This is a genomic window from Kitasatospora sp. NE20-6 (assembly GCF_045862635.1).
This window is the reverse complement of record NZ_BPRL01000050.1, coordinates 18,360-34,520: the sequence shown is the minus strand read 5'-3', so window position 1 is coordinate 34,520 and position 16,161 is coordinate 18,360. Positions and strand designations below refer to the sequence as shown.

14 protein-coding genes are annotated in these 16,161 nt (G+C 74.0%); 5 read left to right on the top strand and 9 right to left on the bottom strand.

Annotated elements, in window-relative coordinates:
- Positions 1-87 precede the first annotated feature (87 nt).
- The 5 genes from SNE206_RS28815 to SNE206_RS28795 form a co-directional block, all read right to left on the bottom strand.
- Positions 88-1,281, bottom strand: a complete 1,194-nt coding sequence (locus SNE206_RS28815; protein WP_407916436.1) for a glycine C-acetyltransferase — start codon at positions 1,279-1,281, stop codon at positions 88-90.
- Positions 1,282-1,302: 21 nt separating this feature from the next.
- Positions 1,303-2,331 (bottom strand): L-threonine 3-dehydrogenase, encoded by a 1,029-nt coding sequence (gene tdh / locus SNE206_RS28810; protein ID WP_407916435.1) that lies wholly within the window; start codon positions 2,329-2,331, stop codon positions 1,303-1,305.
- 343 nt (positions 2,332-2,674) lie between these two features.
- Positions 2,675-3,742 carry a hypothetical protein gene (locus SNE206_RS28805; protein ID WP_407916434.1) on the bottom strand — a complete coding sequence of 356 codons (1,068 nt, stop codon included), beginning with the start codon at positions 3,740-3,742 and terminating at the stop codon, positions 2,675-2,677.
- Between the two features lie 289 nt (positions 3,743-4,031).
- The gene (locus tag SNE206_RS28800; protein ID WP_407916433.1) at positions 4,032-6,500 is read right to left on the bottom strand and encodes a glycoside hydrolase family 9 protein; all 2,469 of its coding nucleotides are present in this window, start codon (positions 6,498-6,500) and stop codon (positions 4,032-4,034) included.
- 498 nt (positions 6,501-6,998) lie between these two features.
- Positions 6,999-8,057: an ATP-dependent DNA ligase gene (locus SNE206_RS28795; RefSeq protein WP_407916432.1), complete on the bottom strand. Its 1,059-nt coding sequence runs from the start codon at positions 8,055-8,057 to the stop codon at positions 6,999-7,001.
- A gap of 81 nt (positions 8,058-8,138) precedes the next feature.
- On the opposite strand from SNE206_RS28795, the gene ligD reads away from it, so the two are divergent.
- Positions 8,139-9,122, top strand: coding sequence for a non-homologous end-joining DNA ligase (gene ligD / locus SNE206_RS28790; protein WP_407916474.1), 984 nt, complete (start codon positions 8,139-8,141; stop codon positions 9,120-9,122).
- A gap of 151 nt (positions 9,123-9,273) precedes the next feature.
- Here ligD and SNE206_RS28785 read toward each other — a convergent pair whose 3' ends face one another.
- Positions 9,274-10,728 carry a DNRLRE domain-containing protein gene (locus tag SNE206_RS28785; protein ID WP_407916431.1) on the bottom strand — a complete coding sequence of 485 codons (1,455 nt, stop codon included), beginning with the start codon at positions 10,726-10,728 and terminating at the stop codon, positions 9,274-9,276.
- Positions 10,729-11,027: 299 nt separating this feature from the next.
- Here SNE206_RS28785 and SNE206_RS28780 point away from each other — a divergent pair, with 299 nt between their 5' ends.
- On the top strand, positions 11,028-12,002 hold the full coding sequence (locus SNE206_RS28780; RefSeq protein ID WP_407916430.1) for a TolB family protein: 975 nt from the start codon (positions 11,028-11,030) through the stop codon (positions 12,000-12,002).
- Between the two features lie 28 nt (positions 12,003-12,030).
- Here the strand turns inward: SNE206_RS28780 and SNE206_RS28775 are convergent, their stop codons facing one another.
- A complete protein-coding gene (locus tag SNE206_RS28775) occupies positions 12,031-12,735 on the bottom strand; it encodes a histone deacetylase (protein WP_407916429.1) in 705 nt (234 codons plus the stop codon).
- Positions 12,736-12,916: 181 nt separating this feature from the next.
- Between SNE206_RS28775 and SNE206_RS28770 the strand changes: the two genes are divergently transcribed.
- From SNE206_RS28770 to SNE206_RS28760, 3 genes are read left to right on the top strand one after another with little or no spacing between them, the layout of a single operon-like run.
- Positions 12,917-13,345: a hypothetical protein gene (locus SNE206_RS28770; RefSeq protein ID WP_407916428.1), complete on the top strand. Its 429-nt coding sequence runs from the start codon at positions 12,917-12,919 to the stop codon at positions 13,343-13,345.
- Positions 13,339-13,593 (top strand): helix-turn-helix transcriptional regulator, encoded by a 255-nt coding sequence (locus SNE206_RS28765; RefSeq protein WP_407916427.1) that lies wholly within the window; start codon positions 13,339-13,341, stop codon positions 13,591-13,593. Before SNE206_RS28770 ends, SNE206_RS28765 begins: the two co-directional genes overlap by 7 nt.
- The gene (locus tag SNE206_RS28760) at positions 13,590-14,573 is read left to right on the top strand and encodes an NAD(P)-dependent alcohol dehydrogenase (protein WP_407916426.1); all 984 of its coding nucleotides are present in this window, start codon (positions 13,590-13,592) and stop codon (positions 14,571-14,573) included. The genes SNE206_RS28765 and SNE206_RS28760 overlap by 4 nt, the downstream gene beginning before the upstream one ends.
- A gap of 72 nt (positions 14,574-14,645) precedes the next feature.
- On the opposite strand, the gene SNE206_RS28755 is transcribed toward SNE206_RS28760, so the two are convergent.
- On the bottom strand, positions 14,646-15,449 hold the full coding sequence (locus SNE206_RS28755) for an alpha/beta fold hydrolase (protein ID WP_407916425.1): 804 nt from the start codon (positions 15,447-15,449) through the stop codon (positions 14,646-14,648).
- Positions 15,450-15,570: 121 nt separating this feature from the next.
- Positions 15,571-16,089: a tyrosine protein phosphatase gene (locus tag SNE206_RS28750; RefSeq protein WP_407916424.1), complete on the bottom strand. Its 519-nt coding sequence runs from the start codon at positions 16,087-16,089 to the stop codon at positions 15,571-15,573.
- Positions 16,090-16,161 lie beyond the last annotated feature (72 nt).

Sequence of the window (16,161 nt, the reverse complement as noted above, 5' to 3'; positions counted from 1 at the left end):
GACCCGGTGGAAGCCGGGCCGGCGGCGGGTGCGGGGCCGGGGGTGCCCCGCGGGAGGGCGCGGTGAGGGTGGTCCGCGCCTGGTCGGTCACTCCCCCAGGGCGTCGCGGGCGTCGACGAAGGCGGCGACGGCCCGCTCCACGTCCGCGGTGGAGTGTGCGGCGGAGAGCTGGACGCGGATCCGGGCCTGGCCGTGCGGCACGACCGGGTACGAGAAGCCGATCACGTACACGCCGCGCTCCAGCAGCAGCTCGGCGAGGCGGCCCGCCTTCGCGGCGTCGCCGACCATCACCGGGGCGATGGCGTGCTCGCCGGGCAGCACGTCGAAGCCCGCGTCGGTCATCCGGCTGCGGAACAGCTTCGTGTTGGCGGCGAGCCGCTCCCGCAGGTCGGCGGAGCGCTCCAGCAGGTCGAGCACGGTCAGCGAGGCGGCCGCGATCACCGGCGCCAGCGAGTTGGAGAAGAGGTACGGGCGCGAACGCTGGCGCAGCAGGGCGACGACCTCCCGGCGGGCGGCGACGTAGCCGCCGGACGCCCCGCCGAGGGCCTTGCCGAGGGTGCCGGTGATGATGTCGACCCGGTCCGTGACACCGTGCAGCTCGGGGGTGCCGCGGCCGGTCGGGCCGACGAAGCCGACGGCGTGCGAGTCGTCGACCATCACCATGGCGTCGTAGCGGTCCGCGAGGTCGCAGATCTCGCGGAGCGGCGCGATGTAGCCGTCCATGGAGAACACGCCGTCGGTGACGATCAGGCGGCGGCGGGCGTCCTGGCTGGCCTTGAGCTGCGCCTCCAGGTCGGCCATGTCGCGGTTGGCGTAGCGGTGCCGGCGGGCCTTGGAGAGGCGGATGCCGTCGATGATGGAGGCGTGGTTGAGGGCGTCCGAGATGACGGCGTCGCGGTCGTCGAGGAGGGTCTCGAAGACACCGCCGTTGGCGTCGAAGCAGGAGGAGTAGAGGACGGTGTCCTCCTGGCCGAGGAACTGCGAGAGGCGCTCCTCCAGCTGCTTGTGCACGTCCTGGGTGCCGCAGATGAAACGGACGGAGGCCATGCCGTAGCCCCAGCGGTCCAGCGCCTCCTTGGCGGCGGCGACCACGGCGGGATGGTCGGCGAGGCCGAGGTAGTTGTTGGCGCAGAAGTTCAGCACCTCGCCGGGGCGCCCGCCTCCGGTCACGGTGACGGCGGCGCTCTGCGGCGAGCCGATGACCCGCTCGGGCTTGAAGAGGCCGGCCTCGCGGATCTCGTCGAGGGTCGCGGCGAGGTCGTCACGGACGTTGTCGAACATGTGTGGCTGCTCCTGGGGGTGTCAGACGGTCCAGTCGAGGATGACCTTGCCGCACTTGCCGCCGGACGCCTCGTCGAAGGCGGCCTGGAAGTCGGCGGCGGCGTAGCGGCCGGTGATGACGGGGCTGAGGTCCAGGCCGCCCTCCAGCAGCACGGACATGGCGTACCAGGTCTCGAACATCTCGCGGCCGTAGATGCCCTTGATGGTGATCATCGAGGTGACGATGCGGGCCCAGTCGACGGCGAAGTCGTTCGCGGGCAGGCCCAGCATGGCGATCCGGCCGCCGTGGGTCATGTTGGCGATCATCGACTGCATGGCCTCCGGCCGGCCTGACATCTCCAGGCCGACGTCGAAGCCCTCGCGCAGGCCGAGCTGCTGCTGGCCCTCCTCGATGGTCTGCTGCGAGACGTCGAGGGCCAGCGTCACACCGACCTTGCGGGCGAGGTCCAGCCGGTACGGGGACACGTCCGTGATCATCACGTTGCGGGCGCCGGCGTGCTTGGCGACCGCCGCCGCCATGATGCCGATCGGGCCGGCACCGGTGATCAGGACGTCCTCGCCGACGAGCGGGAACGACAGCGCGGTGTGCACGGCGTTGCCGAACGGGTCGAAGATCGCCGCGACGTCGAGCTCCACCGGCACCCGGTGCACCCAGACGTTGGCGGCGGGCAGCGCCACGAACTCGGCGAACGCGCCGTCGCGGCCCACGCCCAGACCGACCGTGTTGCGACACAGGTGCCGGCGCCCGGCCAGACAGTTGCGGCACTTGCCGCAGACGAGGTGGCCCTCGCCGCTCACCAGGTCGCCGACCTCGATGTCGGCCACCGCCGCACCGGTCGCGGCGACCTCGCCGACGAACTCGTGACCCAGCGTCAGGGGCGTCGTGATGGTCTGCTGCGCCCAGCCGTCCCAGTTGCGGATGTGCAGGTCCGTTCCGCAGATGCCCGTGCGGAGCACCTTGATGAGCACGTCGGAGGGGCCGATCTCCGGCATCGGGACGTCCACCAGCCAGAGCCCGGGCTCGGCCTTCTGCTTGACGAGTGCCTTCACGGCGAGCGCTCCTGACGCACGATGGAACGGAAGCCCGGCGGGGCGGGAACCCGCCCCGCCGGACACTGTGCAATCTGCCCGTCCGGAGCCCGTCCGGTCCATCGAGGAATTCTTAAGGGCGGTCACAGCTGGGCTGAACGATCGTCCCCGAGCCCCGCCCCGGACAGGCCCACGGCATGCCGGGGCGCACCCGGACGGGTGAGCGACCGCCGTGCCGGCGCCCGTACGCCCGGGGCCGGCAGGGCACCGGGCCGGGTGCCCACGGGCCGCGGGAGACGGGCCGCGGGAGACGGGTGGGGACGGGGTGGGGTGGGGACGTCTTCGGTGCGGCGCTACCGCACCGCTACCGCACCGGGCCCGCGCCCGGTCCGCCGCTCCGCACGGCCGTGCCGTCCCGGCCCACCAGCGCGCCCCGGCCCGGCACAGCACCCTGGCCCGGCGTCGCGCCCCGGCCCGGTGCGGTGTCCGGCCGACCGGCCGCAGCCAGTGCCAGGCGCGCGAAGGCGCCGCCGGAGAGCCCGGAGAGCAGGGCGATCGCCAGGGCGATCGGCCGTGCCGGGGCACCCCAGGAGTTCTCCAGGAACACCTCGCCCAGCAGGCCGAGCCGGGGGTCCGCCAGCGTGCGGACGAGCAGCAGGCCGCCCACCGCCGCGAGCGCGCCGCCCACCGGGGCCAGCACCGGCACGCCCCGGGGCGAGGGCCGCTGCGAACGCACCGCGCCGACGAGCGGCGACAGGAACCCGCCCAGGGCGCCGACCAGCAGCGTCGGCCCGTTCCCGAACACCAGGCCGACCACGAGCACGACGCCGAGCCCGGTCGCGGCGAGCCAGAGTGCGACCCGCTGCTGCTCGTACTCCCGCTCGGCCGCACCGTCCTCGCGGTCGTCGAGCAGCTCGGTCGCGGCCACGAGCAGCGGACGGGCGGCGCCGCCCGGCGCGGTCGAGGCGGCCGCCAGCTCGGCGGCCAGTGACGCGTCCGCGGGGAGACCGGTGGCCACCAGCCGGAGCCGGACGGTACGGACCCGCGCCTCGGTCTCCTCCCCCGCCTCCAGCAGCAGGAGCCGGCGCTCGGCCCCGTGCAGCGAACGCCACCCCGCGGCGAGCTTCGACAGCGACATCGTCGTCACCGGGGCGCCGGGCACCGCCCGGCCCGCCGTCCGCCGGCCCGCCGGGCTCTCCGCACCGTCCAACAGGTCGGTCACCACGGCCAGTTCGGCTCCCCGGAGCGGATCACCGCCCGACCCGGCGGCCAGCACGGCGATCCGCGCCCGGCAGCTGCGGACCCGTGCCAGCAGTTGCCGGTGGCGGGGTGCCGCGATCAGAAGACGGCCTGCGAGCAGCGTGAAGCCCTGATAGCACGCACACACCAGCAGCAGCGCCCCTCGCCCGTCCCGCACCACTGCCTGCCACACCTGCGCCCCCTCGAAATGCTGTGGCCCGCAGCACCGTTGCCGCGGACCGTCGTCGAGCATCCTCCCGCATCCGGATCCCTCCGGAGGATTCATGCGGGAAAGATCCCCGACGGGGCGCGCGCCGCGGTAGTGGGCCCTGATCCCGGGGTCCGAGGACGGCCGTTCATTCGACGGGAGGGGAAGCGCGGCATGCCCGAAGCCTGCCGCCCGGCGGGGCGGCAGGCAGAGGGTGAATGCGGTCCGGCCTGCCCCCTCAAGCAGGCCGGACCGCGGCTCGGGGTGGGGTGCGTCAGGCTGCCGTGCAGGCCTTCCCGTTGAGGGTGAAGGCCGGTACGGCGGCGGGCGCACCGGACGCCTGGAATCCGAAGGAGGTGGAGGCCCCTGCGGCGATGCCGGCGTTGTAACCGGCGTCCTTGGCGGTGACGGCGCTGCCCGTCTGGGCCACCGTCGCGCTCCAGGCGTTGGTGATCTTCTCGGCGCCCTGGAACGTCCAGGCCAGCGTCCAGCCGGAGACCGGCGCGGACCCGGTGTTCTTCACCGTGACGTTCGCGGTGTAGCCGGTGCCCCAACTGCTCGCGATCGCATAGGTGACGGCGCATCCGCCGACCGGCGCGGTGGGGCTCGGCGACGGCGAGGAGGACGGGCTGGGCGACGGGGACGGCGAAGGTGAGGGCGACGGCGACGGCGAGGAGGACGGGGAGGACGAGGGCGAGGCCGACGGGGAGGGCGACGGCGACGGCGTGGAGCCGTCCGGCAGGGCGCCCCACTGCTTCACGCCGCCGTCGAGCAGCACCAGGTGCGTGGTGTCGACCGGCGGGGAGCTCGGGTTGGTCTCGATGCCCTGGTACGACCAGTCGTTGGTGGGATCCCACGCCCCGGAGGAGGCGATCCGGAACTGCACCTCCTTGCGGTACGCCGACTGGCCCGCCGGTGCGATCACCGTGTTGGAGCAGTCGATCGACACGTAGTAGACCGAACCCGCGTACTGGGTGGGCCCGCTGATGGTGCCGCACTGGTTGTAGTTGGTGGTCAGGGTGAGCTGGCTCGGGCTGACACCGGGTTCGAGGGTGAAGTAGTAGCGCAGTTCGGCGCGCTTCATCGCACGGGCCGGCCACGCCGACTTGTTGATGAGGTAGGCCTTGACCTCGGTGAAGGTCGTCCCGGTGGTGTTCAGCGACGCCTGCACGGACATCTCGGGCCCGTCCGGGGTCTCCTTCGTCGGGAACGACGCGAGCGGGGTGCCGCCGTACTCGGCGTAGAGGCGGGCCAGCGCCCCGGTGAAGGCCGCGTTGTAGTCCGTCGCGACCTCGTTGTTGGTGTAGTTCCCGCGGTCGTCGGTGTAGGTGTCGTCCGGCGAGCTCGGGCCTCCGACGAGGGCGCCGACGAGCAGGTGGCGGCTGTTGACGGGGCTGGTGAGCTGGTCCGTCCAGGAGCCGTGCGCGGTGCGGTGGTGCGGGTTCTTCGGGGAGTTGTCGCCGAAGCCGATCAGGTAGCTGGACTTGCGCGGGTTGTCGCCGAGGGCGTAGTTGATCTGGCGCACGGCGAAGTCGTGGTACCGGGCCTTGCGGGTGGCGTCACCGGTCAGGCCGTCGGAGTAGACGAGCGCGGCGAAGGCGGTGTTGGCGGCGTAGCGCAGCGAGCCCCACGAGTCGAGGACGGCCTCGCCGCCCGGCGAGTACCGCACCTTCGCGCCGTCGACGCCGACGGTCCACCAGTCGAGCCAGCGGTTGGTGTCGTCGATGTACTGCTGCTTGCCGGTGAGCTGGGCCAGCAGGACGTACGCGCCGTACGACTTGTCGTCCCACGCGATGGTCCACTTGTAGGAGCGGGTCGCCGACTGCGGCTCGGTGGAGAGGTTGGCGTAGGCCGCCTCGGCCTTTGCGAGGTAACTCGCGTCCCCGGTGGCCTTGTAGAGCCAGATCGCGCCCCAGACCAGCTCGTCGTTGTAGCCGCTCCAGGAGTTGTAGTAGTCCTTGGCGTCGGTGATGCAGTCCGAGTACTTGCCGCGGTAGGTGTCGGCGAAGGTGTAGAGCTGCTTGGCGTGCGACAGCAGGGTGGCGGCGTACGCCGGGTCGCTGTCGGCGAAGACCATGGACGAGGAGGCCATCGCGGCGGCCGTCTCGCCGGCGAGGTCGGAGCCGGGGCAGGAGGCGTCGATCTTGTACGACGGCCGGTCCATCGGCAGCACCTCGGCCGGTCCCCACCAGGCGTGGTCCTTGCTGCCGTTGCCCACCTGGCCGTAGAGGACGTTGGGTGCGGGGTGCGCCTTGATGAAGTAGTCGTTGACGAAGCGCAGGTTGTTCTTGAGGTACTGCATCTGCCCGGAGGCGGTGTAGCCCTGCTTCTGGGAGATGCCGCCCCACGCCAGCATGGTGGTCGAAGCGGCCATCGGCAGACCGAACTTGACGTGGTCGCCGGCGTCGTACCAGCCGCCGGTCAGGTCGAGGCCGGCGCTCTTGCCGTCGTCGAGCGCGGAGTTGCCGCGCCAGGAGACCCGGTTGGTGGCGGGGAGCGTTCCCGACTGCTGCGCCTCGTAGAAGAGCACCGACTTCTGCAGCGCCTCCGCGTAGTTGAAGGCGGGGGTGGCCGCCTGAGCTGCGGAGTGGAGCGGCAGCAGGAGGCCCGCGGCGAGCGCCCCCGCGAGGGCGAACCCGGCCACGCCGCGGTGCACCCTGCCGCGCCGGGGCGCGGCGGGCTGCTCGGGCAGCAGGCGGGCCGGAACGGGCCGGCCGGGTGGGAGTGCGGCGGGGTACGACATGGCGTCCTTCCGGGACGGCGGGGGTGGGGGCACCCGGCGGAGGGACGCGGCTCGCGGCGCCGGGCGGTGGTGGGGGTGTGGTGACGGGGGTGTGGTGACGGGGGTGCGGTGACGGGCGGCGCAGGGGGTTGCGCGGGGTGGGCGTGGGGTGGGCGTGGGGGTGCCCGGGCATGCCGGACGGGCCGGACAGGGGGGTGGGGCCGTACGGGGGGTGGGGGCGTACGGGTGACGGCACAACGAGGCGGCCGGCTGCCACGGGGGTGGGAGCAGCCGGTCTACCGGCCCAAACGTCGTGGGAGCGCTCCCACTTCGGTGCGGGAGAGTGCGCCTTCGGACGGTCGGGCGGTGCGGTCCATGGTCGCGGCGGGGGCGTGGCCGTGTCAATGAGGAACGCAGCACCGGAATCACGGAGTTGCACCCGCCGCACCGGCCCCGCGGTCGCGGGCGGGCCGGTGCGGCGGGTCGCGGGCCGGCTCCGGCTCCGGCTCCGGCTCCGGCTCAGCGGAGGATCTCCGCGAGGTCGTACGACTGCGGCTCCTCCAGCTGCCCGTAGCCGCAGTCGGACGGCTCACGGTCGGGCCGCCACCGGCGGAACTGCGCCGTGTGCCGGAAGCGCGTGCCCTCCATGTGGTCGTACGCCACCTCGATCACCCGCTCGGGGCGCAGCGGCACCCAGGAGAGGTTCTTGGTGCCCGTCCAGCGGCTGACCGCGCCGGGCAGCCGGGAGGAGGCCTGGGCGCTCTCGTCCGCCCAGGCCTCCCACGGGTGGCCCGCCAGGTCGTCGAGGCGCAGCGGGGCGAGTTCCTCGACGAGTTCCCGGCGGCGGTCCATGGGGAAGGACGCGCACACGCCGACGTGCTGGAGCCGGCCGTCGTCGTCGTGGAGGCCGAGCAGCAGCGAGCCGACGATCGGGCCGCTCTTGTGCTCGCGGTAGCCGGCGAGCACGCAGTCGGCCGTCCGCAGGTGCTTGATCTTGAAGAGGGTGCGCTCGTTCGGCGCGTAGGGCGCGTCCAGGGGCTTGGCCACGACGCCGTCCAGCCCCGCGCCCTCGTACTGTGCGAACCAGGTGCGGGCGACGTCGATGTCCGTGGAGGCGGGGGCCACGTGCACCGGCGCACCGGCGCCCGCGAGAGCCGTCTCCAGGGCGGCCCGGCGTTCGCTCAGCGGCAGGTCCGCGAGCGCGGTGCCGTCGAGGGCGAGCAGGTCGAAGGCGACGAAGGACGCCGGGGTGCGTTCCGCGAGGGTGCGGACCCGGGAGGAAGCGGGGTGGATGCGCTCCAGCAGGTCCTCGAAGCGCAACCGGCCGTCCCGGGCGATCACGATCTCGCCGTCCACCACGCAGCGGGCGGGCAGCTCGCGCCGGAAGGCCTCCACCAGTTCGGGGAAGTACCGGGTGAGGGGTCTGGTGGTGCGGCTGCCGATCTCGACCTCGTCGCCGTCGCGGAAGACGATCGCGCGGAAGCCGTCCCACTTGGCCTCGTACTGCATGCCCGGCGGGATCTCGGCCACCGACGTGGCGAGCATCGGCCGGACGGGCGGCATCACGGGAAGGTCCATGGTCCGATCCTCGCCGCAGGCCCCGCGGCCCGCGCGCCGGATGGCGCGGGCCCGCCTAGCGTGGAGGCCATGGGCTCAGCGGTGGAACTGGACGTGGACGGCAGGGCCGTGCGCCTCTCCAACCCGGACAAGGTGTACTTCCCGGCCCGGGGCTGGACCAAGCGCGACGTCGCCGAGTACTACCTGGCGGTCGCGCCGGGTGTGCTGCGCGGCCTGCGCGACCGGCCGACCACCCTGCAGCGCTTCCCGGACGGGGTGGAGGGCGAGTTCTTCTACCAGAAGCGCGCCCCCAGGGGCCTGCCGGAGTGGCTGGGGACCGCCCGGATCTCCTTCCCCAGCGGCCGGAGCGCCGACGAGATCTGCCCGGCCGAGCCGGCCGCCGTGCTGTGGGCCGCCAACCTGGGCTGTCTGACGTTCCACCCGTGGCCGGTGCGGCGCAGCGACACGGAGCACCCGGACGAGCTGCGCATCGACCTCGACCCGCAGCCGGGCACCGACTTCCACCACGCCGTCCGGGCCGCGCACGAGCTGAGGGCGGTGCTGGAGGAGTCCGGGCTGCGCGGCTGGCCGAAGACCTCGGGCGGCCGCGGGCTGCACGTGTACGTGCCGGTGGAGCCGCGCTGGACGTTCACCGACTGCCGGCACGCCGTCATCGCGCTCGGCCGGGAGCTGGAACGCCGCATGCCGGGCCGGGTCACCACCGCGTGGTGGAAGGAGGAGCGCGGCGAGCAGATCTTCGTCGACTACAACCAGATGGCGCGGGACCGCACGATCGCCTCCCCGTACTCGCTGCGCGCCCGCCCCGAGGCGACGGCGTCCACGCCGCTGCGCTGGGAGGAGCTCGACGATGTCGTGCCGCTCGACTTCGACCTGCGGACGGTGCCGAAGCGGTTCGCCGAACTCGGCGACCTGCACGCCGACATGGACGACCACGCCTTCGACCTGACGCCCTTGCTGGAGCTGTACGCGCAGCAGGACTCCGGCGACCTGCCCTACCCGCCCGACCACCCGAAGATGCCGGGCGAGCCGATGCGGGTGCAGCCGAGCCGGGCGAAGAAGGAGTGACGCCCTGCGCGCGCGAGCTGTCGGCCCCGGGGCCCGCCGAGCCGTTCGCCGCGGCGGTCCCGCTGCCCGGACGCTTTCCGCGGACGGTCGCCCGGTCCTGACCGGGCCGTGGCACGCCGCCCTGCCCGGCGGGGAGCACCGGACCGGTGTGTCAGTGGCAGTTCCCGGTGCCGCGGTCGTTGTAGGTCTTGCCGGCCTCGGGCACGAACTCCCAGTCGTAGCTGTTGGCGTGAAGGGTGAACTTCAGCACGCCGTGGGTGTCGCTGTTGCGGGCCTCGCTGTTGGCCTGGACGGTCCCGAAGCCGTAGAAGCCGGCACCGCCCATGCCCGCGACGAAGCTGCGCAGGCCGCGCGCGTTGTCGAGGCCCCCGTTGGCGTTCTGCGGGGCGAACCGCTCGTACTGGTGGTTGTGGCCGGTCACGACGACGTCCGCGTCGGCGTCGTAGAGGGCCTGGTACAGCGGCCGTGTCGCGGTGGACGGCGCGTGGTTGGAGCCCGAGGTGTAGAGCGGGTGGTGCCAGTAGGCGATCGTGCAGGGCTTGCCGCTCGCGGCGAGGTCGGCGCGCAGCCACTGCTCCTGGGCGGATCCGGCCGCCATCGCGATGTTGGAATTCAGGGCCACCACGTGCCAGTTGCCGAGGTCGTAGGAGTAGTAGCCCTTGCTCGGGTCGCCGGCGGCCGCTCCGAAGTAGGCGTAGTAGCCGCTCGCGCCCGAGGTGTTGTAGTCGTGGTTGCCGGGGGCCGGCTTGGTGCGCGCCTTGTGGCGGCCCCACGTCGGCTCGTAGAAGGAGGCGAACTCGGCCGCGGTGCCGTTGGTGTAGACGTTGTCACCGGCGGTGAAGACCGTGCCGGGGATGCCGTCGAGCAGTTTGGCCGTGGCCGTGTCGCCCGAGCCGGAGTCGGCGATGTCACCGGCTCCGACCAGCACGGGATCGCCGGACGGCACCGTGCCCGAGGGACTCGGCGAAGCGGTGGGCGAGGAGGGGGCGGACGGCGAGGGCGAGGGCGAGGGTGAGGGTGAGGGGGTGCCGGCCGTGGTGATCACCAGCTGCGGGGCGTCGGCGCCGCTCTCTCGGGTGTCGTAGTACGCACCGTCCGAACTCGACGAGCCGGCGCCGAAGCTGAAGGTGCCGTTGCCGGTGACGGCCGAGGTCACGTCGATCTCGTACCAGGTGTCCTTGGTCACCGCGCCGAGCGTGGCCAGCGTGGCGCCGTCCAGGGCGGGCCTGTTGTTCCAGGTGGTGCCGGTCTCGGTCCAGGTGGTGTCGGACACCGCGGTGAAGACACCGCCCTTGCTCGCACCGGAGTTGCCGCTGATCGTGCGGATGCGCAGCTTGGCGCCGGTGACGGGCGCGGTCACACCGCTCACCGTGAACTTCAGGAACGACTGCCGGACGGGCGAGTTGTCGACCACGAACTGGGTCGACGTGCCGTAGTTGGTGGAGGGGGTGCTGTCCTGGACATACGTGTCGGCGACCGGCGTGAAGGTCGTGGTGGCCGCGGCGGCGGCCGGCGCGGTCGCGGTGAGGAGGGTCGCGGCGATCGCGACGGCCAACAGGCCGGCGGCTCCGGCGGTGGCTGTTCCCCAGGTGTGGCGCGTGCCCATCGGACGGTCCCTTCTGGCAGGTGGTGCCCCCGGCCCGTGCCGTGGGCGGGAGAAACCTAGGGGTCCGGCCCGGCGCGACCGGCACGCGCAGGTGAACGGCCCACGTGCAACGCATGAGGATCCGGCACCCGAACGGGCCGACGCCCATCCGGTCGACAGGTGTTCACCTGCCGACCGCCGGCCTGCCGTCCGGCCCGTGTTGTCCGGCCTCACCGCCGCGCCCGACGATGGGGAGCCCGGCCGCCGCCGAGGACCACGGAGCCCGCCGCGCCCGGCGCCGACACGACCGAGGACGCCCGATGACCCTCCGCAGGCGGATCGCCGTCCTGGCCGTCGCCACCGCCCTGCTCGCAGCCGTCGCAGCGGGGTGGATCACCGTGGCCGCCGCGCGGGCCCCCCGTACGCCGCCGGGCGCCGGTGCGCCGCTCGTCCTGGGCACCGACGGATCCCGGCTGCTGCTGGTCGGGGGCCGCCGGCTGGTCACGGCCGACCTGGCCCGGCCGGACGCGGGCCGCACCGTGGGCGCCCTGGAGTGCGTGCGGTCCCATGCGGCGGCAGGCACGGGCGTGTGCGCGCATCCGGACAGCCCGTGGTCGTACCGCATCCTCGTGCTGGACAGTGCGCTGGGGCGGCGGAAGGAGATCCCCGTCCCGGGGCTGCCCAGCCGCGCCCGGGTGTCGGCGAGCGGCCGCATGGTCGCCTGGACGACCTTCGTGGGCGGCGACTCGTACAGCGGCGGCGGGTTCTCCACCCGGACCGGCGTCTACGACACCCGGACCGGCCGGCTGCTCGACTCGCTGGAGGAGTTCGCCGTCACCCGGGACGGCAGGCCGTACCGCGCCCCGGACGTCAACTACTGGGGTGCGACCTTCGCCGCCGACGACAACACCTTCTACGCGACGCTCGCCACCGGCGGACGTCGCCACCTGGTGGTCGGCGACCTGGCCGCACGGACCGTCCGGACCCTCAAGGACAACGTCGAGTGCCCGTCGCTCTCGCCCGACGGCACCCGGATCGCCTTCAAGGAGGCCGTGGACGCCGACCCCGGCAAGGGCTGGCGCCTCTCCGTGCTCGACCTCGCCACCCTGCGGGTGACGCCCACCGCCGAGACGCGCAGCGTGGACGACCAGGCCCTCTGGCTGGACGGCCGGACGCTCGCCTACACCCTCCGCGACAGCTCCGGCGACCCGGACGTGTGGTCGGTGCCGGCCGACGGCTCGGGGGCCGCCGCCCTCCTCGCCGCCGACGCCGAGTCACCGGCCGTCCTGCGCTGAGCCGGGGGCCGGCCCGCCCGGGGCCCGTTCACCCGCGGATCGCGGCGAGGAGGGCGGCGGCGGTCCAGTGCCCGGCCGCGCCCGGACGGCTGCTCAGGTAGGCGGCGGCCCGGTCGGCCGGCCAGCCGTGGGACTCGGCGAGGCCGGCGGCGATGGCGCGGCAGTACGCGGCGGTGGGCGCGCCGAGTTCGGCCGTGGCGGAGCCGCCGGGGGCGGTGAGGGTGAGCACCGGGTGGCCGTCCAGGGTGCCGGCGCAGAGCAGGTTCTCGTAGCGGCCCGGCCCGAGCTGCAGCCGGCCGTCGCGGTACGCCGTCGCGAGGTCGGGGAGGGAATCCGGCACGGGGCCGTCCCCCGGGGTGCGGTGCATCTCCTGCGCGGCGATGTCGAGGAGTTGACCGTACGTCAGGAGATAGACCCTGGCGGGGAGTTCACCGGCGTCGTCCGGGTCGAGGAACGCCATGCCGCCGCCCCAGACCCGGGACCGGCGGGCGAAGTAGAGCGTCCCGGGCAGCAGGACGGGCAGGTCGGCGGTGGGCGGGCGGGCGTCGCGGCATCCGGGGTGGACCCGGGTGCTGCCCGGCAGCCGGCCGCCGGCGAGGTAGAGGCCGAGGCGGGCGCGCCGGAGGTTGGAGCCGTACGCGGCGTACCAGACCGGCAGGTCGGCGGTGGCGGCCCAGCCGGGTTCCGGCCCGCCGGGGCGCGGCCCGGGGCGGCGGGGCGTGGGGGTGCGCATGGCCGGAGGGTGCGCGGGGCCGGGCCGCCGGGGCGGGCGCGACACGCCGCTTCGGCCTTTCTCCGCACCGGAGTTCACCCGTTCAGAGGTGCCCGTGGCCCGGTCCGGCCGTCGGCGGTGACGGCGGCGATGGATGTACAGAATCTTTGACACCAGGTACGGCCTGTTTTACATTTCCTGCATGGCATTCGAAGAGAGACGCGCCTGGATCACGGCCGTGGTCACGGTCTGCTCCTACGGGCTCTACCTGGCCGTCGTGCTCGGACGGGCCGACGGCGTGCCGCTGGCCACCGTGCCGTACGCCGCGGCCCTGCTGTGGAGCATCGCCGGCGCGGTCGCGGCCTCCGTCGCGCTCACCGCCGCGGCCGCCCTGGTGTCCCCGGAGGGCGCCGGGCAGAAGGACCTGCGGGACCGCGAGATCAACCGGTTCGGCGAGTACGCCGGCCGGTCGTTCCTCGTCGTCGGCGGGGTGACCGTGCTCGTGCTGGCCATGACGAGGGCGGACCACTTCTGGATCGCCAACGCCACCTACCTCGCCTTCGCGCTCTCCGCGCTGCTCGGCTCCGCCGCCCGGATCTCCGCCCACCGGTGGGGCTTCTCCGGATGGTGAAGCCGACCAGGGTCACCAACGTGATCCGCGCCCTGCGTTTCGCACACGGGGAGATGACGCAGGCCGAACTCGCCCGCCGCATCGGGGTCACCCGCCAGACCGTCATCGCCATCGAACAGGGCCGCTACTCGCCGTCGCTGGAGATGGCCTTCCAGATCGCCCGGGTCTTCGGCGTCCGGCTCGACAGCGTCTTCCAGTACCCGGACAGCACCGACGACACCACCGCGCACCCGGAGGGAACACCGTGAAGGCCATCGTGCAGGACGGGTACGGCGAGGCCGACGTACTCCGCCTCCGGGAGGTCGACCGGCCGTCCGTCGGCGACGACGACGTGCTCGTCCGGGTCGGCGCGGCCGGGGTCGACCGCGGGGTGTGGCACATCATGACCGGCCTCCCCTACCCCGTCCGCGCCGCGTCCGGCCTGCGGCGGCCGCGGAACCCCGTCCGTGGCACGGACGTCGCCGGGCAGGTGGCGGCCGTCGGCCGCAACGTCACCCGCTTCCGGCCGGGCGACGCCGTGTACGGCTCGTGCAACGGCTCGTTCGCCGAGTACGCCCTCGCCCGCCAGGACCGGCTGGCACCCACCCCGGCCGGCCTCTCCGACGCGCAAGCGGCGGCGATCCCGGTCTCCGCGGTCACCGCCCTCCGGGCGCTGCGCGACGCCGGCCGCATCCGGCCGGGCCGAAGCGTGCTCGTCATCGGCGCGGGCGGCGGCGTCGGCTCGTTCGCCGTGCAGCTGGCCCGGGCCCTCGGGGCCGCCTCCGTGACCGGCGTGTGCAGCACCGCGAAGACCGAGCTCGTCCGCTCGCTCGGGGCCGACGACGTCGTCGACCACACCCGCACGGACGTCACCGACGGCACCCGCACGTGGGACCTCGTCATCGACACCGGCGGCAACCGTCCGCTCGCCCGGCTGCGGCGGGCCCTCACGCCGAAGGGCACGCTCGTGATCGTCGGAGGCGAGGGCGGCGGCCGGTGGTTCCAGGGCCTCGGCCGCCAGCTCGCGGCGCCGATGGTCTCCCTCGTCACCGGCCAGCGGCTCTGCAGCCTGCTCGCGACGGTCGGGACGGCTGACCTGGAACACCTGACGGAACTCGTCGAGGCCGGACGGCTCACCCCGGCCGTCGACCGCACCTACCCTCTGGAGCGTGCCGCGGACGCGGTCCGCCACCTGCAGGAGGGCCGTGCCCTCGGCAAACTGGTCGTCACCGTCCGAGCCACCGGCTGAACCGGCCGGGCACAGCGCAGGACAGGGCAACACAGCGCAGCGCAGGGCCGAGCACCGGCCGGGCGGCAGCCGCTACGCCCCCAGCACCACCCCGGCGACCAGCCGGGCGAGCGCCGCGGGCTGGTCGATCATCAGCATGTGACCGGCGTCCGGCACGGTGACCAGGGTGATCTGCGGGCCGGCCGCCAGCTCGGCGCGCTCCTCCTCGGTCAGCCCGATCTCGTCGCGGTCGCCGCGGACCACCCAGGCGGTCGCCCCGGACGCCCGGAGCCGGGGAGCGAGCGAGCCGTAACGGTCGAGGTGCTCGAAGTAGTGGTGCACGATCCTGCGGCAGAACGCCGGATCGTTCTTCCGCAGGTCGGCGATGAACGCCTCCCGCCGGCCCTCGGGCAGGTCGTCCTCCATCATCCGCGGGGTCAGCCGCAGCGCCGCCGACCACGTGACGCCGCCGAGTCCGGGGATCCGCCCCAGGCGGTCGATGATCGCGAGATCACGCACCTCGTCCGGCCGCGAGATCGAGGGCGACAGCAGCACCACCGGCCCGGGGGCGTGTCCGGCGGCCGCCATCTCCAGCGCGATGTTCGCGCCCAGACTGTGGCCGACCACCGTCGTGCAGCCCCGCTCCGCGCCGAAACGGCCCAGCAGCGCCGCGTAGTTCTCCATGCTGAGGTCCTGCGGGGGCGTGGTGCCGGCGAACCCCGGGACGGTCACCGCCACCATCCGCACGGGCGCGCCGGCCAGCGCCGGGTCGGCCGCCATGTCGTCGAACACCGCGGTGCTGCACAGCGCGCCGGGCAGGAGCAGCACCCGGTGCGGGGCGTCGGCGGGACCGTACTCGTGCACGTCCCACGCGTCGAACTCCTCGATCCCGCTCACGTCCTGACCTCCGCCTCCGGGGTGTACCGTGCTCGCAGTCTGCGGCCTCCGCGCGGACGAACCGGAGAGCTTGGTCCGAACGCGGCATGTCGGGCGGGCCGGCCGGCCCGCCCGCGCCGCGTCAGCACCGGGCGCCCGCGAGGCGCACCACCCAGGCACGCTGCTCGTCGGTGTCCGGCACCGCGAGCCCGCGGGCGCGTGCCAGCCGTGCCCAGGCCTCCTCCGGCGGCGCGCCGCCGAGCACCAGGACACCGGCCGCCAGCAGCGAGGCCCGCCCGATGCCCGCCCTGCAGTGCGTCACCACGTGGGCGCCACGGCCGAGTCGGGCGAGCAGGTCGTGCAGGACGGGAAGCACGGCCGTCACCTCGGGCACGCACCGGTCGGGTACCGGCACCGGCACGAACCGCAGGCCCGCCGCCGCCGCGGCACCGGCCTCACCCGCCAGCCCGAGCTCGTCGAGCTCCGGCGGCGTCAGTGCGCAGACGAGCACGTCGACGCCGGCGGCCGCCAGCCCCGCCATCTCGTCGTCCAGCCAGTCGGATCCGCGGGGCCGGGCCATGATGCTGAGCCGCCCCGGGCCGGGGCGGTCGACGGTGAAGAGCGTGGGGCGCACGGGCACGGCCTTTCGGAGGGGTCGCATCGGTGGACCCGTCCGGGACCGGCACGGCAGGCAGGCGCAGCGGCAGGCACGGCGGTCGGCGCACGTCGGACG